This is a genomic window from Aureispira anguillae, assembly GCF_026000115.1.
Classification (GTDB): Bacteria; Bacteroidota; Bacteroidia; order Chitinophagales; family Saprospiraceae; genus Aureispira; species Aureispira anguillae.
The window spans coordinates 6,144,861-6,170,065 of record NZ_AP026867.1 but is presented as its reverse complement, the minus strand read 5'-3'; the positions used below and the strand labels follow the sequence as shown (position 1 = coordinate 6,170,065).

The 25,205-nt window shown below is 35.0% G+C and carries 22 protein-coding genes; 3 read left to right on the top strand and 19 right to left on the bottom strand.

Going from position 1 to position 25,205, the window contains the following annotated elements:
• Positions 1-291: 291 nt before the first annotated feature.
• From AsAng_RS24155 to AsAng_RS24110, 10 genes are all read right to left on the bottom strand, one after another.
• On the bottom strand, positions 292-885 hold the full coding sequence (locus AsAng_RS24155; RefSeq protein WP_264789679.1) for a hypothetical protein: 594 nt from the start codon (positions 883-885) through the stop codon (positions 292-294).
• A gap of 96 nt (positions 886-981) precedes the next feature.
• Positions 982-1,707 carry an SMI1/KNR4 family protein gene (locus AsAng_RS24150; protein ID WP_264789677.1) on the bottom strand — a complete coding sequence of 242 codons (726 nt, stop codon included), beginning with the start codon at positions 1,705-1,707 and terminating at the stop codon, positions 982-984.
• Positions 1,708-1,981: 274 nt separating this feature from the next.
• Positions 1,982-2,725, bottom strand: coding sequence for a LytR/AlgR family response regulator transcription factor (locus AsAng_RS24145; protein ID WP_264789676.1), 744 nt, complete (start codon positions 2,723-2,725; stop codon positions 1,982-1,984).
• Positions 2,726-2,730: 5 nt separating this feature from the next.
• On the bottom strand, positions 2,731-4,653 hold the full coding sequence (locus AsAng_RS24140; RefSeq protein ID WP_264789675.1) for a tetratricopeptide repeat-containing sensor histidine kinase: 1,923 nt from the start codon (positions 4,651-4,653) through the stop codon (positions 2,731-2,733).
• An 80-nt stretch (positions 4,654-4,733) separates the two neighbouring features.
• Positions 4,734-5,885 carry a molecular chaperone DnaJ gene (dnaJ, locus tag AsAng_RS24135; RefSeq protein ID WP_264789674.1) on the bottom strand — a complete coding sequence of 384 codons (1,152 nt, stop codon included), beginning with the start codon at positions 5,883-5,885 and terminating at the stop codon, positions 4,734-4,736.
• A 201-nt stretch (positions 5,886-6,086) separates the two neighbouring features.
• Positions 6,087-6,710, bottom strand: coding sequence for a nucleotide exchange factor GrpE (locus AsAng_RS24130; protein ID WP_264789673.1), 624 nt, complete (start codon positions 6,708-6,710; stop codon positions 6,087-6,089).
• A gap of 149 nt (positions 6,711-6,859) precedes the next feature.
• Complete coding sequence (locus AsAng_RS24125) at positions 6,860-7,387, bottom strand: TlpA family protein disulfide reductase (protein ID WP_264789672.1); 528 nt, start codon at positions 7,385-7,387, stop codon at positions 6,860-6,862.
• 130 nt (positions 7,388-7,517) lie between these two features.
• Complete coding sequence (rnc, locus tag AsAng_RS24120) at positions 7,518-8,264, bottom strand: ribonuclease III (protein ID WP_264789671.1); 747 nt, start codon at positions 8,262-8,264, stop codon at positions 7,518-7,520.
• 493 nt (positions 8,265-8,757) lie between these two features.
• On the bottom strand, positions 8,758-10,017 hold the full coding sequence (fabF, locus tag AsAng_RS24115) for a beta-ketoacyl-ACP synthase II (RefSeq protein WP_264789670.1): 1,260 nt from the start codon (positions 10,015-10,017) through the stop codon (positions 8,758-8,760).
• Positions 10,018-10,314: 297 nt separating this feature from the next.
• Positions 10,315-10,554, bottom strand: coding sequence for an acyl carrier protein (locus tag AsAng_RS24110; protein ID WP_052596470.1), 240 nt, complete (start codon positions 10,552-10,554; stop codon positions 10,315-10,317).
• Positions 10,555-11,091: 537 nt separating this feature from the next.
• Here AsAng_RS24110 and AsAng_RS24105 point away from each other — a divergent pair.
• Entirely contained in the window at positions 11,092-12,384 is a 1,293-nt protein-coding gene (locus AsAng_RS24105) for an asparagine synthetase B (protein ID WP_264789669.1), read from the top strand.
• Positions 12,385-12,478: 94 nt separating this feature from the next.
• Here AsAng_RS24105 and cysN read toward each other — a convergent pair whose 3' ends face one another.
• The 9 genes from cysN to AsAng_RS24060 all read right to left on the bottom strand — a co-directional run bounded on the left by cysN (position 12,479) and on the right by AsAng_RS24060 (position 23,141).
• Entirely contained in the window at positions 12,479-13,735 is a 1,257-nt protein-coding gene (gene cysN / locus AsAng_RS24100; RefSeq protein WP_264789668.1) for a sulfate adenylyltransferase subunit CysN, read from the bottom strand.
• A gap of 211 nt (positions 13,736-13,946) precedes the next feature.
• A complete protein-coding gene (cysD, locus tag AsAng_RS24095; RefSeq protein WP_264789667.1) occupies positions 13,947-14,855 on the bottom strand; it encodes a sulfate adenylyltransferase subunit CysD in 909 nt (302 codons plus the stop codon).
• A 77-nt stretch (positions 14,856-14,932) separates the two neighbouring features.
• Positions 14,933-15,535: an adenylyl-sulfate kinase gene (cysC, locus tag AsAng_RS24090; RefSeq protein WP_407655349.1), complete on the bottom strand. Its 603-nt coding sequence runs from the start codon at positions 15,533-15,535 to the stop codon at positions 14,933-14,935.
• 333 nt (positions 15,536-15,868) lie between these two features.
• Complete coding sequence (locus tag AsAng_RS24085) at positions 15,869-17,878, bottom strand: peptidylprolyl isomerase (protein ID WP_264789665.1); 2,010 nt, start codon at positions 17,876-17,878, stop codon at positions 15,869-15,871.
• A 217-nt stretch (positions 17,879-18,095) separates the two neighbouring features.
• Positions 18,096-18,599, bottom strand: a complete 504-nt coding sequence (gene rfaE2, locus AsAng_RS24080) for a D-glycero-beta-D-manno-heptose 1-phosphate adenylyltransferase (RefSeq protein ID WP_264789664.1) — start codon at positions 18,597-18,599, stop codon at positions 18,096-18,098.
• A complete protein-coding gene (locus AsAng_RS24075; RefSeq protein ID WP_264789663.1) occupies positions 18,571-19,662 on the bottom strand; it encodes a lysylphosphatidylglycerol synthase transmembrane domain-containing protein in 1,092 nt (363 codons plus the stop codon). Before AsAng_RS24075 ends, rfaE2 begins: the two co-directional genes overlap by 29 nt.
• A 76-nt stretch (positions 19,663-19,738) precedes the next feature.
• Positions 19,739-21,010: a fumarylacetoacetase gene (gene fahA, locus AsAng_RS24070; protein ID WP_264789662.1), complete on the bottom strand. Its 1,272-nt coding sequence runs from the start codon at positions 21,008-21,010 to the stop codon at positions 19,739-19,741.
• A gap of 101 nt (positions 21,011-21,111) precedes the next feature.
• Complete coding sequence (locus AsAng_RS24065) at positions 21,112-21,609, bottom strand: GNAT family N-acetyltransferase (RefSeq protein ID WP_264789661.1); 498 nt, start codon at positions 21,607-21,609, stop codon at positions 21,112-21,114.
• Positions 21,610-21,632: 23 nt separating this feature from the next.
• Positions 21,633-23,141, bottom strand: a complete 1,509-nt coding sequence (locus tag AsAng_RS24060) for a lipopolysaccharide biosynthesis protein (RefSeq protein ID WP_264789660.1) — start codon at positions 23,139-23,141, stop codon at positions 21,633-21,635.
• A gap of 566 nt (positions 23,142-23,707) precedes the next feature.
• Between AsAng_RS24060 and AsAng_RS24055 the strand changes: the two genes are divergently transcribed.
• Both AsAng_RS24055 and AsAng_RS24050 read left to right on the top strand, forming a co-directional pair.
• On the top strand, positions 23,708-24,304 hold the full coding sequence (locus AsAng_RS24055; protein ID WP_264789659.1) for a hypothetical protein: 597 nt from the start codon (positions 23,708-23,710) through the stop codon (positions 24,302-24,304).
• A gap of 59 nt (positions 24,305-24,363) precedes the next feature.
• A complete protein-coding gene (locus tag AsAng_RS24050; RefSeq protein ID WP_264789658.1) occupies positions 24,364-25,119 on the top strand; it encodes a hypothetical protein in 756 nt (251 codons plus the stop codon).
• The last annotated feature ends 86 nt before the right edge of the window (positions 25,120-25,205 follow it).

The following is a 25,205-nucleotide window of genomic DNA, read 5'->3' as shown; positions in this document are numbered from 1 at the left end:
GTAAACTACCTTGCCCGCTTATTACTACTTTTGTTATAAGTAATAGGTCGTAAGTCGTATGCTTAGTTCCTGTAAATACAGGACATACGACTTACGACCTATTACTTTCTTCTAAAACCACGAACTATTCTCATGCCTGAACTCACTCATAAGCGATAGCGCACTAAAGGAATAAGTAGCAGCGAAGCTAAAAAGTAGTTAAAAGCTTACCCTTTTTCAGTGTTTACCACACGATTCATCAAAGAACCAAAATCTTTTATCTGTTGGAGGCTCATTATGAGCATAATCAAGTTAATGTATTGACTGTATTATTTTTAAATCGGTAGGAAGTGTTTCTCCTTTATTATTATAATGAGTGTTCTCTATTTGAATACATGTTCCCGCTTTATTTTTGATGTTAAAAACATACAATCCCTCATATTCTACGAATTCGTCTTTGCCATCTACCTCGGTAGTAAACTCATTTTTATATAGTACTCCATAAATCCCATTTTTATATTTTAACACCTCTTTACTTGTAAATTTATCTGGAGTTCTACCTTTACCCTCTGGAATTACCTTAGCATTGATGGCACTATTTTGGGCTGTCATAAATTGAGCAAATTCATCAACAGAAGATTCCGTAAAACAGTTGTTTTCAACATTCTCTTCTATCCTAATTCTATCCCTTTTTCCCTTTATCAAATACCCCTTAAATTGATCTTCGTAATTTAGCTCTTCCTCTACTTCCCAATCCGCAGGGATTTTAGCTTTTAAATCAAATTTGGCAAAGTTAACCTCCTTTGTCAATGCTAAATCTTTGGGGACAGACTCTCCGCCACAAGAAGTCATGAGAGCGATTATAGTACCTAACAAAATAAGATAGTTGCTCCTTAATATTTTCATAGTTTGTTGATTATAAATAGTAATACCTACTCTTTTGAAGGATTTTCGGTATGCTCCTGAGGTTATAAAGATTTAAAACCCTTGCCTAACAATTCCCTACCTTGTTAGTTGGTGGTTCTTATTGATTATATCACAAAATCTTTTGTCCACGCTTCTCACATAATTTGGTTCTTCGTGATTAACATCATAAACAAAAGCTCTGATGGGCTGTTTGGACTCTGACGACAACTTGGTCATCCATATATTTCCTGCCCCATCATGCCCAAAAGGCAAGGCTGCTTGGGCTTGAAGAAATGCACTTCTATTTTTTGTTTGTTCTATTATTGTATCAATTGGAGCCAAGCTCATTGTTCCCCAAAGTTTTACATTGGGTGTAGCAATACCACCATAAATTTTATACGATTGCACGAAGCAAACAGGTAGTGATTGTTTTGGAAACAGATTTTGTAGTTCTTGTAATTGTTCATCTGTGGCAGGGGGCAGCAGTTCTCCTGCTCGATATTTGTGCCCATGTTTTAACCAACCAGCTATTACTTGCGTTGCAGGATAGATAATTCCGTTAACGATGTCCCAAGGGTGATAAGCCTTTCCTGGTTTTCCTCGTTTTTCTACTGCTGTAAATAGCTCTGTGTAGGGCGCTAAAAACGCCTTGCGATCACCTGCTTTTTTTAAAGCATTACATTCCCTTATCAAAGCAGCCAGATCTTGATCTAGTAATTCATTTATTTTTTCAGCAGCATTAGATAGTTTAGGAATGGATCGATTGATTAGATCTCCATCAATTTTTTTAAGCCAATCTTTGTTTTTTTTTAGTTTCTTCATATTTACTTGACATTGCTCTAGGTTAGCCAAAACTTTGTATACGCTAAAGTACTCATTCCCTTTGCTCAATGAGAAGCAAAACGTCCGAAAAACACCAATAAATAGCGCTCCTTATTTCTTTGTAGAAACAAAGATAAAGCAATAATTACTAAGCAGTAAGATGAATTGAAATGTGCAGAGAGGAGTTTTATATTCGCATACAGCGATACTATTTATGCACGAATAACATAACAATAAAGCCCATCTAGGAAATGAGCCAATAGGAGTTTTGTAACTATTTCAAATTTTTTAAAGCCTCTAATAACGCTTCTTTTTTACGAGTAGAAACAGGAATATTATAGTTATTGGTTGTCAGGATTACGTTATTGCTTTTATCGTACTTAACAATATGATCCAGATTAACTAGGTACGATTGATGAGTACGAATAAACCGCCCCATAGGTAACATGCCCTCATACTCTCTTAAATTTTTGGAAACCATAATTTCTTTATGGTTAGACAAATAAAAGGTGGTGTAACTTCTATCTCCTTGGCAATAAACAATATCCGAAATTACAATAATATGTATGCTATCTACTGTTTTGAGCGTAATCCTTTTGATTGGTTCTTTGCTTTCTATTTGTTCCAAAAACAAAGCAACTCGTGCCTCTAACTTTTGTTCTTTGAGCCTATGGGCAGCCTTATCTACAGCAAGAACAAGCTCATCTGCATCAATTGGTTTTAGGATATAATCTATTGCTGAAATCTTTAATGCTTTGATTGCGTATTCGCTATATGCCGTTACAAAAATAATAGCTAATCCATCTGTTGGTATTTGCCCTAATATATCAAAACCATTGCCATCCTTGAGGCGAATATCTAAGAATAATAGATCTGGCTGTTGTTTCTTAATTGCCGCAACAGCAGTTTGGACACCAGCAGCTTCACCAACAACAGTTACTTGAGGCGTATACAATTGGATCGCTCTAGCAATTGACTCTCTAGCTCGTTTTTCATCATCTATTATTAATGCTCTCATTGGTTTTAGGTATATTTTAATGGAATTTTAAATGAGACTAATGTTCCTTTGGGTTGCAAAGGGTTTATTTCAAAATAAATCCTTGAAGTAGCCTTTTTATTTAAAAATTGTAGCCGCTCTTTTGTAATCACTGTGGCTAAAGAATTGTGCTCGTCCTTCTTTTTTACAGCATTCCCCAACTTAATTCCTACCCCGTTGTCCCTTATGGTTATTTTTAAGGCGCTATTTTCTTCTTCAAAAGATAAATCAATCTTTCCTTTATAATCAATATTTTTTAGACCATGCTCTAATGCATTTTCAATAAACGGTTGTGTTAACATTGGAGGGATGAGTGTATTATAAATATCTACATTTGGATCTACAACAATTTCGTAGTCAAATTCATGGTCAAACCGCAAAGCTTGCAGCTGAAAATAACTTTTTAGCCATTTTAGCTCTTTCTCTAATGAAATATATTCATGAGTAGAGTTTTCTAAAATGCCTCGCATTAATTTTGAAAATGCGGATAAATATTTGTCTGTTTCTTTGGGTTCATTTTTATAAACAAAGCTCTGAATAGCAATTAATGCATTAAAAATAAAATGAGGATTCATTTGGTTTCTCAACAACTGATGCTTCAATTTTGTAGTCCGTTCCTTAGCCACTAATTTAGTTCTTTTATAAACACCATAAGCTATTAAAACCACCAATATTAAAGCAAGAAACATAGCATAACTAAATTGTTCATTTCGTTCTGCCTTATATTTCTGTACATCTCTTTCAGATGCCAACAATTTATTTTCTTGCTCCTTTTTATAAGATTCATATTGCAGTTCTAATTCATCAATATGCTCTCGTTGCTTTTTGTCCATTAACAACTCCTCCACTTCAACTAATTTAGATTGGTAGGAATATGCCATTTTAAAATCCTTAAGTGCAACATAGCTTTCTGTCAAAACCTCTAGATTAATAGCTTGTTGCATATAATTACCCGATTCTTTGGCAGAAGCTAGATTTTTTTGAGCATAAAAAATACTTTTTTCCCAATTGCCCTTTTGAAAAAAAATCTTAGCCAAGGTCGTTGATGCTTTAACTTTTAAACTTTCATTATTAAGATCTTCTGCTAATTTTAAGGACTTGTTTATATACCAAATGGCTGTGTCTAATTTTTCTTGTTTTTGATAAACACTACTTATCCTTTCATAAATAACTCCTTCTATAGAAGAGTTTTTATTGTTACCTAGATAATTAAGCGATAAATTTAGATAATATAATGAAGAGTCAAAGACCTCTGTCATATAATAAATATGCCCAATATTATAGGTATACGCAACAAGATCTGCCTTATTCTTTGTGTATTTTTGTTCAATAGTGTATGCTTTTTTGATGTACTCCAAGCTTTTATCCACCTCCTTTTTCGCTAAATAAACGCCTGCTATCCCCGATAAATTTTGAGTTATACCAGATGTATCCCCTAATTCTTTAGCAAGCAAGACCCCTTTATGAAAAGATTTCAGTGCTAAATCATGCTTATACAAACTACGATATAAACCACCTTGATTAGAAAGAATTTTAAGCCTTCCTAATTGATCATCCAACTGGGTATACAAAACCAAGGCAGTATCTAAGTGCAATAGACCTTCCTTTATTTGTTTCTCATTGCCAAACTCTCCCAAAATAACCCCTATTAGATTATGAAAATCGGCTACGGTACTGGTATCCTTTTTAGCAACTAGCGCAAAACCTTTAGTAGCATATTCTAGTGCTTTGTCGGTATCCTTATAAATGAATTTACTCGCTAACTTATCATATAATTTAGCTTTTCTCAAAGGTTCTTTAGTGCTCTCTATAAGGTATTGTAGACTATCCAAAGGCAAGTTATCTTGTTGTGCTATACCAATGGAGCAAAAAGATATTAAGAAAAGAAATAAGAAATTAAATTTAAGCATAACTTTGTTATTGAACTCCAAAAAAAAAGACTTCTAGTTACAAACACCAGAAGCCTCTTTATTGCTATTCTATCTATTTTTTATCCCCCAAAAAAGTCTCTCATTTTATCAAAAAGCCCTTTTCGTTCTCTTTTGTCAACATCGTTGGGTTGAAAATTTTTCCCTTTTCGGATAATTTCTAGGGCTTTTCGCTCCTCTGCATTAATAGAAGTTGGCACCCAAATATTAACATGAATTAGCTGGTCTCCCTTTCCATAACTTTGAATAGAAGGCAGCCCTTTGCCCCGCAAACGGAAGATCTTCCCAGAAGGGGTTCCCTGTGGCAAGGTAATTTTTACTTTCCCCGTCAAGGTAGGAACTTCTAGGCTTGTCCCTAACGCTGCATCTGCAAAATTGACATCTAATTCATAAAGTATATTATTACCATCTCTAGTAAAATGCTTGTGCTCTTTTTCTTTTATATTGATTAACAAGTCACCAGCACCGCCTCCGTTCATTCCAGCATTTCCTTTGCCATTCATAGACAATTGCATGCCTTCACTAACACCAGCAGGAATTTCTAAATTAATCATCTCTTCACCATAAACACGCCCTTCACCTTTACAAGAAGAACACTTGCTAGTAATAACTTCTCCTGAGCCATGACAAGTTGGGCAAGCTGCAGTGGTTTGCATTTGTCCTAAAAAAGTCTGCTGAACTCGGCGAACATAACCAGAACCATTACAAGTATGACAAGTTTTAACCGCATTTTTGTCCTTTGCTCCAGAACCTCCACAAGTTTTACAACCTACATACTTCTTAACCTTTATCTTCTTAGTTGTCCCCTCATTAATTTCTTCTAAGGTTAGACTTACTTTTATGCGCAAGTTTGAACCACGTTGCCCACGAGTTTGTTGTTGTCTTCCTCCTCCTCTATTGCCAAAACCTCCACCAAAAATATCACTGAACTGAGAAAAGATATCCTCCATGTTGCCAAATCCGCCATATTGACCACCTCCTTGATTGTTGACGCCAGCATGACCATATTGGTCATATCGAGCACGTTTTTGATCATCAGAAAGTACCTCATAAGCTTCGGCAGCTTCTTTAAATTTAGCTTCTGCCCCTTTGTCATCAGGATTTCGATCTGGATGGTATTTAAGAGCAACCTTTCTATAAGACTTTTTTAATTCATCTTTGCTAGCCCCCTTATTTACCCCTAAAATATCGTAATAATCTCTTTTTTCTGCCATTTTTTTTTGTGTTAATAATTCTTATACTTTTTTGGAATAAACCAAAGCCTCCAATTTTATTCTGATAAGGTTCATGAAACATTGACTTCAAATGATCTTCCCCTAAAAATAAAATCACTAGACATGGATTTAATAAGTAGTCCACTAATCTTTTGCGAAAAAGAAAAAATTAGTGGACTATTGATTGATAAGAAGTTATACTTATTCGCCAACCACAACTTTTGCGTAACGAATGATTTTGTCATTTAGATAAAACCCCTTTTCGATGGTATCGATAATTTTTCCTTTCAATTCATCTGAAGGCGCAGGTATTTTTGTTAAAGCTTCGTGCAATTCAGGATCAAAATCTTGTCCAGTTGTCACCATTTCTTTGATTCCTTGCTGCTCTAATGCTTTTGATAATTTATTATAAATTAGAATAATTCCTTCTGGAATTTTTTCTTCATTTTCGTTATCATTGGCAGCTCGTATTGCTCTATCAAAGTCATCAATAGCAGGCAACAAAGCTCCTAAAGAATCTTTTGCAGCTAGTTTTATAATATCTTGACGCTCCTTAATGGTTCTTTTACGATAATTATCAAACTCCGCAAAAATACGCAAGTATTTATCTTTCATTTCGCTTAGCTCCTTCTCTAGACGCTCTTTGTCTGAAAGCTTACTCTTTTTATTTTCTACCGTTTCTTCTTCTTCTTTTGCATCCTCTTCTTTAAGGTCATTCTCAACAGTAGTTTCCTCTGTTGTCTTATCATTGCCATTTTCTGTCGACAAATTATCTACATGTTCTTCCTTTTCAGGTCCGTCAACAGGAATTTCTTTTTTGTTCATATACTATAATTAAAATCTTCTGATTTTAGCTAATAAAATAATCTCCTCATTTTTCCAAAATGAGCTACTTTGAGCTAGTCAAAATGTTTGCCAGCGCAAAAATAAAGACATTTTGTCAGAAAATGCTTTTTATCTTCATAAAAGTCAGGTTATTTTTGACTCCTTTGTGCCAATAATTCATCCAGATTTTCTGTCAATAAATTAACACCAATAATTTGCCCCGTGCCATCAATTAAAAAAGTATTTGGAATCTCTCTGATTCCATACAATAAGGCAACATGGTCATAAAGCCGTTTAATGTCAGAAACGTGATTGGGCCAAACCAAGCCATCCTTTTGAATAGCAGCCTGCCAACGTTCTTTATCCGTTTCTATTCCTATGCTAATAATAGTAAACTTTTCTTCGGCTTTAAAAGTAGTATTTTTATACTTATGATAAAGCTTCACTAGCCCCTTGTTGTGCTGACGGCAAGGACCACACCAACTCCCCCAAAAATCTAACAAAACCAATTGCCCTTTAAAATCCGAAAGTCTCAAAGAATCCCCGTTTGCCATATACCCTACAAAATCAGGAGCCTGACTTCCATTGCTTTGACTAGGTATTTTATAAATTTTGATCGCTCCCCAAACCAATAAAATGACAATAGGGATAAACAGTAGTTCTTTTATTTTTTTCATTTGAATATTTTATTAATACTCCGTTAATTTTTATCACAGCTATAAAATAAAAAAGTGAGTAAAGCAATAGCTCTCTCACTTGAACAATATAAATACATTTTGGTTCTAACAACAACAAGCCTTAGAAACCTTATAATTTTTCTTTCTTAATCAGCACTCCCATTTGTATCAATGCCTTTTCAGAAGCCTTCTGCTCAGCACTTTTTTTGCTGTAATCTTCAGCAGTAGCTAAAGCTTTTCCATCTAATAATACAGCAATTTTAAAACGTTCCCTGTTGTTTTTAGTTCTGTAGTGGTCCAATACATCATAAGAAATCGTTTTTTGATTTTTTTGACTGTATTCGAGCAATTGACTTTTATAATTGGTATTAACCGTTTCCAATTCATGCACATCTATGTATTGGCGGAGCATTCTATTGATAATAAAATGTTTCGTACGCTTGTATCCCACATCCAAATATACTGCACCTACAAAAGCCTCAAATGTGTTTCCCATCATCGTTTGGCTAATTCTAGTAGCTCCCAATTGGCGTAAGAATATGTCCAATTCCATGTGTGCTGCAATTTTGTTAAGTGCTTTTCTATTGACCATTTTAGAACGCATCTGAGTCAAAAAGCCCTCATCTTGGGTAGGATATTTCCGAAATAAATATTCAGCAGTTACCGAATCTAGAATAGCGTCCCCCAAAAATTCAAGCCGTTCATTATTCGTAGGGTATCGTTTGCTTATTTTCTCTTCCTTTGACGTTAATGATTTATGAGTAAAGGCTCGTTTGTACAGGTGTACATTATTAGGTATAAATCCTAGTATTTTTGCTAGTTCTCTTACAAAAACTTTATCCGTAGATAAAGTATAATTAAAAAATTTTCTTACCACAACTTATTATTTATAAAACCCTCCCAAATAGTCATTTTTAGTTCTTATGCTAAAAATTAAAAGACTACAAATATCCATGTTTTCAGAATATATTTTTGGATGTTTTAGTGTATAAGGTTATCAGGGGAGATGTTCAATAATACTTCCTATTTTAGAACATTTATCAATACAGAACTATTGGCATTGTAATCAAGTTAGTACATATATACATAACAACACAAAGAATACAATTCTTATCTGATTGAGGTAGTCCCTATTTTTAAGTTAATTATTGTGTCTATTTATTTTACATTCTTAATGAATCTCCAACTAATATTATTCCAAATTCAATATTTACCAAAACAATAAATCGAAAAACAAAATTTGATTGAAATTTTATATTATCCTTTCATTAAACAATAATAAACGAAGTAAAATTGCAATAAAAAGGGATAATACACTCTACGATTAATGCATTATCCCTTAATACCCTGTCAATATAGTAAGAATAAAATTATTCTTCAAACTTTTTGAATATGATTGTCGAATTATGCCCTCCAAATCCAAAGCTATTACTTAATGCTGCACGTACTTCACGCTTCTGAGGAGCATTAGGTGTAAGGTTCAATTTTGGATTAATTTCTGGATCTGTTTCTTCATGATTAATGGTAGGAGGAACAACTCCTTCACAAATAGATTTCACACAGATAACAGATTCTATCGCTCCAGCAGCACCCAATAGATGCCCTGTCATAGATTTAGTTGAACTAATATTCAAACGATAAGCATCTTCTCCAAAGACATTTTCTATTGCTGTTATTTCCATCAAATCACCCAATGGAGTAGAAGTACCATGTGTGTTGATGTAATCAATATCCTTAGTCGTCAAGCCAGCACAATCCAACGCTTTATTCATTACTTTGGCAGCACCAGCACCCTCAGGATCTGGAGCAGTAATATGATAAGCATCCGAAGTCATTGCACTACCAACTAACTCAGCATAAATTTTAGCACCACGTTTTTTGGCATGTTCATACTCTTCCAAAACAATTGCACCTGCTCCCTCTCCTAATACAAACCCATCACGGTTTTTGTCATAAGGACGAGAAGCAATAGTTGGGTCGTCATTACGCTTAGATAATGCTTTTAGAGCACCAAAAGCACCCACACCAACTTCTGTTACAGATGCCTCAGAACCTCCAACTAATATAACATCGGCACGACCAATTCGAATCAAGTCAAATGCCATACTAGCAGCATGAGTAGCAGAAGCACAAGCAGTAACAACAGCCGCAGTAATTCCTCTAAATTTGTGTCGGATAGAGATATTTCCAGCAGCAGCATCTACAATCATCTTTGGCACCAACAATGGAGAGAAACGAGGGGTACCATCCCCATCTTTAAATTTTTCAATTTCAGCTTGCAATGATTCTAACCCTCCAATACCAGAAGACCATAAAACGCCAACTTCATCTTTTATTTCAGAAGGTGCATCTTCTAAACCAGCATCTCTGACAGCTTGGTCACCAACAGCTAACGCATATTGCACAAACTTATCTGTCCGCCTTTGTAAACGACGATCTCCTAAAACTTCTGTTACATTGAAGTCTTTTATTTCACAAGCAAATTGTGTTTTAAATTTTGATGCATCAAAATTTGTAATTGGGCCTGCGCCAGATTTACCTTCTAGTAAGGCAGACCAAAACTCGTCAACAGTGTTACCAATAGGTGTTAATGCTCCTAACCCAGTAACAACAACTCTTCTGTTTTGCATAGTTTTTTTGGGATTGTGTATGTTAAACAGATAATATGTTTCACTAAAAATATGCTAACTCAAAGTGGTTAGACATATTACTTTCTTGTGCCTCAACAACTAAAATATATCCATAAACACGGCTTAGACTGTTAAGACCAAAAAGATTTTTTCTTAAATTTTGGTAAATTATTTACAATAATACAACATCTACTGGACAATAAATCCACTAAATATTCAAATAAATAAACCTACCCTATAAAAAAGAACAAGCGTTGAAGCTTTATGCTCCAACGCTTATACATAAGCTCTTTTTTATTAGCTATTTATAGCTGCTTCCAAGAACTCTATGGCATTACCCACAGTTTGGATTTCTTCTGCTTTCTCGTCAGGGATAGAGAGTTCAAATTCTCTTTCAAATTCCATGATTAGCTCTACTAAATCAATTGAATCAGCGCCTAAATCTTGTTTAAAGTTTGCTTCTGCAGTTACCTCAGATGCATCAATAACTAATTTATCTGCGATAATTTTGGTTACGCGTTCAGTTATAGTTGACATAACTTCTATTATTTTGAATAATCAATAAAAAACCTTGCGGTAATTGTTTTTATAATCAGTGGCAAAGATGGATATTTACAATTGTATAACCAAAGTTTTTTCTATTTTTTTTAATCTGTATGCTTTATACAGCCCTTTTAAGTAGAAATATAATTCTCTTTAAGGTGAAGTCCTCCCTCCTTTCTTTTGTTAATCAAAGTATCAACAAAGTAACTATTAAATGGTTCTAACCTTCAATCAAATAAAGATAATCCATGTTAATAATTGTTAAGGATGTAACAATTTTAAATAAAATACGCTACTTTGTAAAAAGTATACCTGAATTGCTAAATTTGTTTGGTTGAGATAGTTTTGTTTTATACCAACCTAAAACATCCATTTGTAAACCAAGTTACTATCAACAATTATATCTCAAATCCTATTTTTCTTGCTTCATAAATAGTAAAATTTGTGTTAGCTTAAGTAGCTTTGGCACTTTGCTATCTTCAAAGGCAACGTTTAAACAAAAATTTCTTTTAAATTTAAATATATGCATCTATGCTCAAACAGTTCTTCTTTTTTCTTGCCCTATTAGCAAGTGCAGGTGGAACATTCGCACAAGGATATATATTGATTCCTATGGATGAGAGCCAGACCAATCACATGAAGGCTTATGGAATCACTTATCAAGTTTTATCTGCCAAACAAGAAGCATACTGGTTACTCAATTATCAAGGGGGCAGTTTTGCTTTTCAATACAACGATATATTCAAAAAAGAATGTATGCGAAGAGGGGTTTCGTTCAAAATTATCCCTACTTCATCTTTTAATAGCATCCTCAATGAAATCAATGACCCTCAGGTCAATATGGAAGCGATGAAATTAGAAGTTCCTCCCAAAGTAGCTGTTTATAGTCCTACCGTTAATGTGCGTGGGCAAGAGGTACAACCTTGGGACGATGCTGTGACTTTAGTGCTTACTTATGCAGAAATTCCATACGATTTGGTCTATGATGACGAGGTGTTGGAGGGCAAACTTAATGAATACGACTGGTTGCATTTGCATCATGAAGATTTTACAGGGCAATTCGGAAAATTCTTTGCGAATTATAGTAGCCAAAAATGGTACAAAGATCATGTTCGGGGAATGGAAACGCTCGCTAAAAAACATGGTTTTGATAAGGTTTCTCAATTAAAATTGGCGGTTGTCAAAAAAATTAGAGAATTTGTCTCTGGTGGTGGGTTTATGTTTGCCATGTGTTCTGCTACTGATACCTACGACATTGCGCTGGCTGCAGATGGTGTTGATATTTGTGACTACATGTATGATGGTGATGCGCCCGACCCACAAGCTCAGAATAAATTAAATTTTAATAATACCTTCGCTTTCAAAGATTTTAAATTAGTTAGAGATCCTTTGAAATATGAATTTTCAAACATTGATGCTTCGCCATTAACTTCTCCACCAAGACGAGTAAAAGATGATGTCGATTATTTTACCTTATTTGATTTTTCTGCCAAATGGGATCCTGTTCCAACAATGTTAACTCAATCTCATACCAAAACGGTCAAAGGTTTTATGGGACAAACTACTGCCTTTAGAAAAAGTCAAATAAAATCTAATGTGCTCATTCTTGGTGAAAATAAACCAGCCAGTGAAGCTCGCTATATACATGGAACGTTTCAGAAAGGTTTTTGGAGTTTTTATGGTGGTCATGATCCTGAAGATTATCGCCATTTTGTACATGACCCTCCGACAGACTTAGAGTTACACAAACAATCTGCGGGCTATCGCCTGATCTTAAATAATGTTTTGTTTCCCGCTGCAAAAAAGAAGCCTAGAAAAACATAACTAAAAGATAAAAAAGAGGTACTGTTATAAAAAACAGCACCTCTTTTTTTATGCAAAATAAGTTGTTTTTGAATACAATACGATCCAAATCAAACTAGATAATCATACCTGCACCAACGGTTTCATTGGTTCCTTCATCCACAAAAATCAAAGCCCCTGTAATCCTATTTTTGCGATAAGGATCAACAAATAATGGCTTAGTGGTACGAATGACTATACGAGCAATATCGTTCATCCCTATATTCTTATCTTCTTCGTTTCTAGTCAAATTATTGATGTCTAATTTGTAACGAATATTCTTAATTACACAACGAGCTTCTTGAGTGGTGTGCAAAATGGTATATTTCCCACGCAATTGTAATGCCTTAGGATTAAACCAACAAACCATAATATCCAAATCTTGGGTTACAGTAGCTTGATTGTTTTCTCGAACAATCATATCTCCTCTACTCACATCAATATCGTCTTCCAACAAAAGCGTAACAGACATTGGAGGATAAGCTTTTTCTATTTCTCCATCAAATGTGTTGATTTTTGCAATTTTAGAAGAAAAACCAGAAGGATGTACAACCACTTTATCCCCTTTTTTCAAGACACCTCCAGCAACACGTCCTGCATAACCTCTGTAGTCGTGATAATCATCTGTATTGGGACGAATCACATGCTGGACAGGGAAACGACAGTCAATAAAATTATGATCACTAGCAATGTGAACATTTTCTAGCGCATACAACAATGTTGAACCACCATACCAAGGCATGTTTTCAGACTTGTTGACCACATTATCTCCAAACAAAGCAGAAATAGGAATAAAATCAACATCATTAATGTCTAATTTAGAAGCAAAGTTGGAAAAATCAGTTTTGATTTTTTCATAGACATCTTCTTTATAATCTACCAAATCCATCTTATTGATACAGACGATCAAATGAGGAATCTGCAACAAAGATGCAATAAATGAATGACGACGAGTCTGCTCTACCACTCCGTGGCGAGCATCGATCAAAATTAGAGCAGCATTAGCAGTAGATGCTCCCGTAACCATATTTCTAGTATACTGAATATGACCAGGAGTATCCGCAATAATGAATTTGCGTTTTGGTGTTGCAAAGTAACGATAAGCAACATCAATTGTTATTCCTTGCTCTCTTTCTGCTTTTAGACCATCGGTTAACAAAGCCAAGTTAACCCCTTCTTCCCCTCTACGTTCACTGGTTTCTTTTATTAGATCGTACTGATCTTCAAATATAGATTTGCTATCATAGAGTAAACGACCAATTAAGGTACTTTTGCCATCATCTACACTACCTGCGGTTGTAAAGCGCAATAGCTCTGTCTTTTGTTCTATCATAATTTTTATATTAGATAACTACGAAATTGTTATTCGCAGTTGATTATTCACATTTTTTAATTAGCTGTACTGCTTATTTAGCGGCACTACCTAAGCACAAAACCGCTATATCATTTTTGCTCCAACAGCTTGCTGCTGCTAAAGAGGCATAAAACTATAACCATAAAAAAGCAAAAACGAGCCGTTTCAGCTAAAGGAACGAATGATCAAATTAGAAATATCCATGTTTTTTTCTATCTTCCATTGCCGTTTCAGAACGCTTATCGTCTGATCTTCCACCTCGTTCAGTAACACGAGTTGCAGCAACTTCAGCAACAATTTTTTCCATTGTATCAGCATCAGAACTCACTGCTCCAGTACAAGTAATGTCTCCAATTGTACGGAAACGAATTAATCGTTCTTCGGTCGCCGCTTTTTCTTCTGGTTTCATGTTGATATAATCAGAAGCTGCTAGAATAACACCATTGCGCTCAAAACACTTTCTTTTATGTGCAAAATATAAGCTAGGCAAAGGCACATTTTCTAACATGAGATATTGCCAAACATCTAATTCGGTCCAGTTACTAATTGGAAATACTCGAAAGTGTTCTCCGAAATGTTTTTTTCCATTAAATATATTCCATAATTCTGGGCGTTGATTCTTAGGATCCCATTGCCCAAACTCATCTCGGTGCGAGAAAAAACGTTCTTTGGCTCTAGCCTTTTCTTCGTCTCGTCGAGCGCCCCCCATTGCTGCATCAAATTGCCCTTTTTCTAGCTCATCAAGCAAAACAGCTGTTTGCAAGCTATTTCTACTTGCATTGTAACCTTTTTCTTCTGTAACCAAACCAGTATCTATTGCTGTTTGTACTGATCCAACAATTAGTTTTACACCAAGGCGTTCAACTAATTTATCTCTAAATTCAATGGTTTCTGAAAAGTTGTGCCCTGTATCTATGTGTAATAGAGAGAAGGGGATTCTAGCAGGGTAAAATGCCTTTTGAGCCAAATAAGTCATTAGGATAGAATCTTTACCCCCCGAAAACATTAATACAGGTTTGTCAAATTGAGCAGCAACTTCCCTTATGACAAAAATTGATTCTGCTTCCAACTCTCTCAAGTGGCTTAGATGATAGTTCATACGTTGCAAATTATAATTTATAAAGATAGAATAGTTTGAGTGGGGTAGTTAATGCACAAACTATAGAATAATAGTATTTATTTTATGCGAATAATTTCTGATAGATGATTGTAAATTAGATCAACCGACTCTTCAATGGTCAAATTAGCTGTCTTTACTTCAACATCAGGATTAAGGGGAGCTTCATAAGGGGCATCAATACCTGTAAAGCCTTTAATCTCTCCCTTTCGGGCTTTTTGATATAGGCCTTTTACATCTCTAGCTTCACAAATCTCTAGAGGAGTATTGATATAAATTTCAATAAAGTCTTCAGCCCCTATAATGTCTTTTGCCATTTGGCGAATAGAACGAGTTGGACTTATAAATGAATTGATTGTTATAACGCCACTTTCTAAGTATAGTTTTGCAATTTCGGATATTCGTCGAATATTTTCTGTTCGATCATCCAAACTAAAACCTAGGTTGTTATTAATTCCCGAACGGATATTATCGCCATCTAGAACTTGAGCGAAAAAGCCATTATTATAGAGTTTTCGTTCCAAATGTTGTGCGATCGTACTTTTTCCAGATCCAGATAAACCCGTTAACCATAAAACTTTGCTCTTTTGCCCTAAACGATTTTCTCTATCTGTACGTTGAAGCAATCGATCAAAAATTGGGTGGATGTTATTTCCCATGATTATTAAATTCAAAAATAAGTGATGACAAAAAAAAGTAGGGTAGATGCTTTTTTGAAAAAGCAAAGATAGAAAAGTATTTATGAATTTGAAGCTCATTAGCTACAATTCAATAGAATATAACATAAGTAGGGATATGACATGAAAAAATTAAAATTATTTACAAGCAATGCGTCTATTAGACAGTAACATAAGTTTAATACGGTTCTCATTTTTGAATTCGTAAAAGCAGAAAGGTTCGTTTCGTTCACCTTATGAATACAGTACTTCTCCAAAGTTTAGTAATTTATTGATAGTCCGCTAAACGTAAAGAAATAGCGGACTATTTGTATTCTGCTAATTAATATCAATAGAGATAATTTTGTCTCCAACCTGTAATTGATGTACTACATTCATTCCCTCGATAACTTTTGCAAAAATGGTATAATTATCGTCTAAATGCGGTGTAGGAGCATGTGTAATAAAAAATTGCGCACTCTCTGTATCTTTGCCTGCGGATGCCATTCCTACCCATCCTTCGTCATGATAACGAACAGCGTTACTAAATTCAGAAACAACCGTCACATCAAAACCACTCCAACCATCTCCTCGAGAACAACCTCCCTGCACAACAAAATTAGGAACAACTCTATGAAATGGTTTATTGTCATAATATTTTGCTTTGGCTAAATGCACAAATTGAGTCACTGTTGCAGGAGCAACCTCTGGCTGCAATTTTAGTTTGATAATCCCCTTAGAAGTTCTTATCGTTATTTTATGATTATCTTTTAATACCCGAATTAATGGCCAATCTATTTCCGTAAAAGAACTTGATTGGTTGTTTATAGGAGCATTAGGACGCCCCTCAATAAAGTTAATCGCTTTTTGAAGGATGTTATGCGTTTCTATGTTTCTAGGGAGCGATAATTTACTTTGAGCTTCTTTCAAAAATTGAGCATCTGTAAAAATCGCTTTAAAGTCCATTTCTTCATTGGTCAACAGATTGGCAACAATGGCTTGCATGGCAGGGTCGCCCTCATCAATACATCGTTTTAACAATACATTTATTTCTGCATTGATTCGTGCTCTTGACAAGCCCAATTCTTTAGCATAATACGGCGATTCTCTTAACAATACTAAAGCCTCCGTTCCACTTGAGCGAATCACTTCAGGAATATTGGTGGTATCTGTTGCAGGAAAAATAGCATTAGAAATAAAACGATAATTCCAAGAACTATTTCCCAATGCTTTAAGTAAAGCTGCTTGTTCGTATATATTTTCGGACTTTTTGTATAATGCAATCATATTGGCACTGTAAAACGCTTTTGTTTTGGGTTTTAAATAAGATAAGTTGTGCAGCACAGCCCCCAATAACTTGGTACGCACTTGCCAATTTTGATGCTTAGTGCCTAGGGTATAATATTTACCCGCATCTAAGTCCGTCCCATTATGATATAAATATTCGGCAGCCGTAACTTTTACATGCAAATTAGTATCTTGTAATGCATCAAAAACTACTGTTTTGACAGAATCGTAAGCAAAATATTTTAAACTGCGTAGGATATTACATTTAATGCGATAATCCTTTTGATTTGGATAAATATTTTTGAGTGTTTTCAGTGCTCGTTGCGTTTTACTTTTGGCTAATGCCGTCACTAAAAACATCAGTGTATTAGGATTTTTTTCTTCAGAAACATTGTTTATTAATACATTTTCATAACCACTCAAATTGATTCCTTTTGTTCTAGCCAAATAATTAGCAGCTATAAAACGTGCTTTTGACGACATCAACGAATTGGCCATAAAGTCATTCATAATTTTTGTTGTTCCCTCTTTGTGAACAAACCCTCGAAGCGCAAAACGATAAATAGCCGTAGCTTGCCCTTCTAACAAAATACTATCTTGAATGGGGTACGGACGGGTTACACTCAAATATTTTAGGTGGTCTTCGGTTCCACATCGACCAATCGCTTCTAAGATTCCAGCTTGAACTAATCGAGAAGTATCTTCCCCAAATGCATTAGCAAGAGGAAGTGCTGCCTTCGTATTTTTTATTTGCCCAAGTGCATAAGCTGCTGCGTATCGTACCTCTTCATAATCATCTTTTAGCAAATTCACCAAATCTTTGATCGCAAGTGTATCTTGGACTGAGCCAAAAGCCATTGCAGCCAAATATCTATGGGTTGGATTTTCTACCGTTAAATAAGAGAGCAATGCATTGGTATTGCGTTTATTCTGAAAATTGAAAATCTGCTGGATAACAGCATCCTCTAAATTTACTTCAATTGAACTTTTAACATTATTAGAGTCTTTTTTACAAGACAACAAAAGAAATAAAAGTGCAATAGATGATATGATATATTTCATTGATTAATTGTACTGTTAGGATAGAAAAAAATATTATTCTTTGGAATAGAAAAAACAAAAGTACTACATAGCTTTTGGTTCTCATTATTTTAATCCAATATATTTATATGCGATGCAGAAGTAGGGCTGCATTTAGTCTATAAATGCACATGAGGCACTGTCATATAAGACCAATACCTCATGTTTACTTCTATTCGTACAAGTTGTACTTAGGGAGTTATTTGTTGTAATTCCTAATAATTTTTTGTTCTAATTGGGTGGTAGAAAATCCTTCTACAAAAGTCAAGCACTGTACACGCCCCCCCTTTGCTAAAACAACCTCGCTTCCTATAATTTCATGGGGTGCCCAATCTCCTCCTTTTACGAGAATATCAGGTTGGAGTGCTGTAATTAGTTCTAAAGGAGTATTTTGGCTAAATTCTACAACTAAATCGACAAATTGAAGGCTCGCCATCAAATGTAAACGGCTAAGACTATCTTTAATGGGGCGGTGTTCTCCCTTTAAGCGACCAATCGATTGCTCTGAGTTGAGAGCGACCACCAGTTTTTGCCCCAAAGAGGCAGCCTCCGCTAAATAAAATAAATGCCCATAATGAATTAAATCAAAACAACCATTGGTAAATACGACTTGTTCATTTTGTTGCTGCCAAGCCTCAACAGTTGTTTTGGCATCTGCCCAATCTTGGATTTTATTAGTGATTTTCTGGAAGAACGGGCTCATAACCTCTGTTATAAATAGGTAATACAATATAGGCTAATAAGCCAAAGAATACATTTCCGAATATGGTAATTGTAAAAAACATAATATTAGAAAACGCAAAGGCATCGGCCTCTGCAATTCCGTAAATTACAAGTGCAGCCGTAACGGCGATCTGATATGTTCCCATACCTCCAGGAGATGGAATAACCATTCCGAAAGTACCAAATGTAAACGCCAACAAGGCTGCCAAAGGCGATAATCCCATGGTTGGTCCATAGGCAAAGAAACAAAGGTATAACATCAGATAGTACATTAACCAAATAATCATGGTGTGTACAAAGAACATCAACGGGTTTTTGAGTTGAGATACCGTTTTTACTCCAGCAATAAAGTTGTTAATTAAAGCAATAATTTTTTTAGCAATAGCTGTTTCTTTTATTGTTTTCCATTTTATTAGAATAACAAGAGCCACCAAAATTCCACAACCAACCATAATTTGCAATACAAGCAACCAAGGAAATCCCGCCGATGTTGTTGTTTCTGCAATAGGATGCAGGCATTCTGCCGAAGGTTTGCCCGCTCCAAACAAGAAGTTGTACAAATGATTGAACTGCGTCAAAAATGTTAATCCTGTAACCAATAACAGCATCATAACATCAAATGCTCGATCAACAACAATAGTCCCTACTAATTTTTCTAATGGGATTTTTTCATATTGAGTCACTGTTGCAGGTTTGGCAATTTCGCCAGCACGTGGCAAGGCTAGATTGACCATATATCCTACCATCGTTGCAAAAAATGTATTAAAGATTTTAGGTTGATAGCCAAGCGGTTCAATTAATTGATTCCAGCGCAATGCACGGCTGATATTGCTTACCATAAAAGCCAATAAAATCATTACTAGCCAAAAAGGATTGGTTCCCTTAAAGTCATTCATAATCTTTTGAAGTAAGGTAACTTCACAAGCCTGCCCCGTTTTGCATTGGCATTCCAACTGATAGCCTGCTGCTTGGTTAACGTAAACAAAATATAAGATAGCAAGACCTACTGCCAAAAAAGCTAAAAACTTTATTACTGATTTCAACGTGAATTGTTTTTTGGAAAAAAAATAAAGCGTTTAGGGAAAGCCCCCTAAACGCTTTTTATATTATAGCCTATATTTATAATGCAGGTAATAGTTTACCAGAGCAGTCTCCAAAACCAATACGAACACCATTTGCTTCTCCCCAACCTTTCATAATCACCGTATCGCCATCGTTAATAAATCTACGCTGTGTTCCATCAGGCATTTCAACAGGTTTGGTTCCTCTCCATGAGATCTCTAGCATAGAACCATAACTATCTGGTGTTGGTCCAGAAATAGTTCCAGATGCACACATATCCCCTACATTGACATTACAACCATTTACCGTATGATGAGCCAATTGCTGTGTCATGGTCCAATACATGTGCTTAAAATTAGAGTTGCACACAACATGAGGAGCTCCGCCTTCTGGCTGAATAGCAACCTGCAAGTTAATATCGTAATTATTGTTGCCCTCGTATTTTAAGTAAGGCAATACTTCAGGATCTTGCTCATACCCTTCTGTGCGGAAAGCTTCCAAAGCATCTAAGGTAACAATCCAAGGAGATACTGTTGAAGCAAAGTTCTTTGCCAAAAAAGGTCCTAAAGGAATGTATTCCCACTTTTGAATATCACGAGCCGACCAATCATTAAATAAAGTCAAGCCAAAAATATAATCTTCTGCTTCTGCTGTCGATATACTTTGTCCCATTTTGGTAGATTGACCAATCACAAAGGCCATTTCTAACTCAAAATCTAACAACTTACAAGGGCCATATACTGGTGGTTGGCTATCGTCTGGGCGCTGCTGTCCCTTGGGGCGATGAATTTCTGTTCCAGAAACAACAATTGAAGATGCACGTCCATGATAACCAACAGGCAAATGCAACCAGTTTGGCAACAAAGCATTATCAGGATCTCTAAACATGGTACCAACATTAGTAGCATGTTCTCTACTAGAATAAAAATCCGTGTAATCCCCTACTTGAACAGGCATTAACATCTCTACTTCTTTTATGTTGTGCAGAATGGCTGCCAAGGCTTGTGTATCACCCGCCAATTCGGTGTTGTTGCTTTCAAATAAATCAGAAATTCTATTGCGAACAGCTCTTGTCGTAGCTTTTCCCAATGCCATAAAATCATTAATATAAGTTTGGCTAAAAACAGCAGTATCTATGTCTAAAGCAGAAAAGTAGCCCGCCTTTGACAATTCTGCCAAATCAATTAGTGTATCGCCAATGATTGTGGCTAATCTTGGTGCTTTTTCCGCTGTTTTGAACACACCAAATGGGATATTTTGAATTGGGAAATCGCTGTCTGCTGATACAGCAATCCAAGAACTTAATGCTGGATTATTTGCTTTTAACATTGTGAATTACGATTTATTAATTATGAATTAAACTTGCTATAGTTATATCGTTCTGGCTATGTAGCGTACTAAACTTTAAGACTAGCACTTAGCCAATTTTTTTACTTTATATTTTTATTGATAGCCCCCTCCCCCTTGTTGTTAGCTGGCTTTATTTTTAGTTCCATGATTGGTAGAAATCTATTTTTAATTGAAGTTTTTAACTGTCCAATTGTCTTAAATTCAAATTGTTCATAGAACTTTTCTGCATTCGGATCAGCATCTAAAAGAATTTTTTCAAATTTGGTCTTTCGAATCCGCTGTAAAAAGTCAACCATTAGCATTTTGCCGAATCCTTTTCCGATAAATTTAGGCTCAATAAATAAATTCTCCAATTTCACGCCCCGATCATTTATTTCACAGTATGAGTAATAGCCAATTAAATCATTTCCATTCATGAGTTTATAAACTTCTTTCTCAAGAATGTAAGTTTCTGAAATTGTTAAAGCATCTCGCCATTTCTCAATTTGGTCTTTACTATAATTCCAATGGGATTTTGACCGAATAGTTAATTCCGTTAAATCATTTGAGTCATGTTTTATAGCTTTTTCAATTTTCATTTCTCTGCTTGCTCACAACTATTTTATTGATCTAAAATATCGCTATCCATTGGCTCTTTAGCCAGAATTATCCCCAACTTATCATAGAATAAAGCAAGCCCCAAAACTCCAAATAAGATGGCTTTAAAAACAATCCACTTAAAATCTAGTCCCAAATTGGGTTCACCTACTGTATAATTAAGGGCAATAATAAGCCCTAAAAGTACAATATATTTTAGGATTCGACCTAATGGTAATGGTGGCAATTTAAGAATATAGGTTGTAAATAGTATAGAAAGTACCATCATCATAAAATAAGAAGCTAATGTTGTATAAGCTGCCACTTCATAACCATATCTAGGAATAAAATAACTATTCAAAAATATATTTGCAATTCCGCTCGTTAGTACGATAACTGCCAAATAAATATTTTTCTTTTTATAATAAATACCTCGATTGGCAAATAGGCTAATTCCATAAAACACATAACCTCCCACGATAACAGGAGCAATAGGTAAGGCTTCCAAAAACACATCACTAGACGAAAGTAAGGTTCCTGCATCTACAGCAAATAAAATTAAGAACCCACCTCCCAAAACTAATAACTTGGTCATGCTATCAATCTGCTGCCAAACTTCTTTGTATTTTTTTTGATCCATGTACTCATAGTAGCTGGGTCTAGCTCCATTGATTAATGCTATAACTAATCCCAAATAGATCATGCCTATTTTGTAGGCAAATGCATACTGTCCCACTTCAGCATTTCCAATCGTAGAGTTAATATACCATTGGTCAAAAAAGGTTAAGATTTGATTACTTAATGTAAAAGGAACCAAAGGGATAGAGTAAATTAAGGCATATTTTACATAACTAAACGACAGTTTTTTGAAAGACATATAACGATAAATCTGCTTAAAAGCATAGGCTGCAATAAGTCCTGTCCCGATACATTCTCCTATAATTTTCCCCATAAAAGTATAACTATGTGGCTCATTCGTTGGGGTATAAATTACTCCTGTCAAGTAGATTAATCCTATTAATGTAAGTGCAAATTTCCCATACTGCCAAGCAACCTGTAGCGTTATGTATTGCTTACTTTGTTTGGTGGCAATCTGTATTTGAGCAAAAAAATTATAAACAACGATTAAGTAAGCAGTTAAGAGAAGCCATTTGATTAAATGGGAACGTATATTTAGATACTCTGCGATTGGTTCTCTAAATATAAAAAGAAGGGTTCCTAAAAAAAAGAAAACAACACTTACGGTAATAAACATCGTCCCTAAAAACGTATCAAAATCATTGCTCTCTTTTTCAAAATAATACCTAGAAACGGAGGAATGCAAATTAAAAGTCATTAGGACTCCTATTGTTGTCAAATAAGTGATAAAGACATTGACAATCCCATATTCTTCTGTTGTAAGATAATTTGTAAAAACAGGCAAGGTCACCACTCCCAATAAATGCACTAAAATAGCTCCAGAAAAATAGGTGCTAATGTGTTTGAAGGTATCAAAAAAAGAAAACTGCTTTAATCTATTTATAATATTGTTCACTATTAAGATGTATTGAAATTAGATGCATGTTTGAAATTCCTCCAAATCAGCCCTGAGTAAGATTCCTCTATTGGTCTCAAAAAATGTAATTCTACAAAAAAGATAAAATTACGCAAAGATCATTTGAATTATTATTGGGTTCTCCATAAAAAATTATGAAACGATAAAAATAACGAATCGTTCAAAGGTTTCGATTCTTGGAGCAATTTGCCAAATTTTATTCCTCTGTTTTAAAATTTTTAACATGTTGTTAGCTTATCCTAAACAAACCTACTCCAAGTAATTTTTGACATATTTTTTTTGCAACAAACAAAAAAATAGAATACGCTCCAAAACAACACTCACTACAACACACTGAATTTCAATCAACTAAAAACCATCGTAGTAGCTTTGTAGTACCCCTATGTAGAGCTTTTGTATAAGGGCTTTAGTAGGATTTTTTTTCTATTCCTCCGTTATTAGCATCAACAAATGGTTGTTCATGTGCCTTTTACATATCCAATCATTTTCAATAACTATTCACACAAAAAAAAAATTATTTTTCATCCTTCTTAAAACACAAAGTTATGAAGTCTTTAAGATCCAAATTTTTATTCTTTGGTTTATTCCTAGTAATAGCCTTAGCCGCCCTTGTTATTTCTTGCGAAAAAGAACCTCCATTGCCTTCAGAAGTAACTCAAAACCATCAAACGTCTAAAGTAACCCTTCGTCATTATCTCCTACCTAAAGGCTTTGGAGAAAAAACACTAGAATCCCAAGCTAGCATAATAGAAGGTCTAAATTCTAGTGACGAAAAAAAATTTGAAAAAAATCTTGTTATAGCATTATACCTAAAAAAAATAGGGAAATACGATGCTATTAACAACAAGCTTAAAAATGGGCAAACATTTTTAACACCTTCATTGAAGCAATATTTATCTGCATCTGAAATAACAGAGCTAGCTAGATTCTCAAAAAATTCGCTCCAGATAGAAGAAACAATTAAAAGTCGTGGAGCATGTACTCCTTGGTGGCATTATTACTACTGGAATTCTAATGGTCCCAATTGCTTAAATCCAGCTACCATGTGGTGCTGTGAATGGAAAGGAAGATGGAGAAGTTGTTGGGACTTTAATGGTTCTTATGTTCAAAGAGAACACAAATACTGGAATACGTGCTGGTAGTCAACAATTACAAATTTTATTAACCTATTTTTTTAATTACCAATTTTAAAACTCTAATTATGATTTTTTCTAAATGTAAATTCCCTCTATTGGGATTCGTTGCCGTCTTTTTTTTAGCCATTACGATTAAGTCTTGTACTGAAAAAGAACTTATTCCACCTAAAAAAAGCCCTGTTGTTACACAAGCCAAAGAATTCAATGCTGAATCTACATCAACCCCTTTGGCTGAAGATGATCCGATACTGATAGGCTTAAAAGCCTCTGAAGATGTTCAACGCTACAATACCAAAGCAGGGCAGTTGTTGTGGGATGGCGCAACGATAATTACCTATGATGACGAAGAAACACTCCCTCTAATCCTTGTTCCAATTGATAATGGCAGTGAAAAAACACTTTCTTTATTAGTAGCTGCATACAATGAGAAAAAAGCGGACTTTCATGCTTTTATCAATAATATGGATTTGCCTTCAGAGGACTTAATAGACGAGGGATACACTGGAATTGTTGAATACAAAACCGTAGAGGATATTAGCGCTATTAAAACAGCCTTCAACAAAGGAAAACTAAGCAAGCAATATCCTTCAGAGTTAAGTTCAAGTGCTTATAGAGGAGTTAATACACAATGCTTTTTTGATTGTATTAGACCTTATGGAGTTACAGCTATTTTATCAGGGTTAACCTCTTTCTGTGGTAGTTCTGTTAGTTGTTGTCTCCCTGCTCCAGGGCCTTATAATCCTTGTTGTGTAGTAGTAGCTGGTTGTGCTTTATATTATGGAGGAACTGCTGCTCACTGTGCATGGTCTTGTTGGGAATAAACGGATTCTTAGTTGAGCCAAAACTCCCTATAGCAAGCAGGTGGTCTTAGAGCCACCTGCTCTTTTTTTACGTCTACTAAAAAATA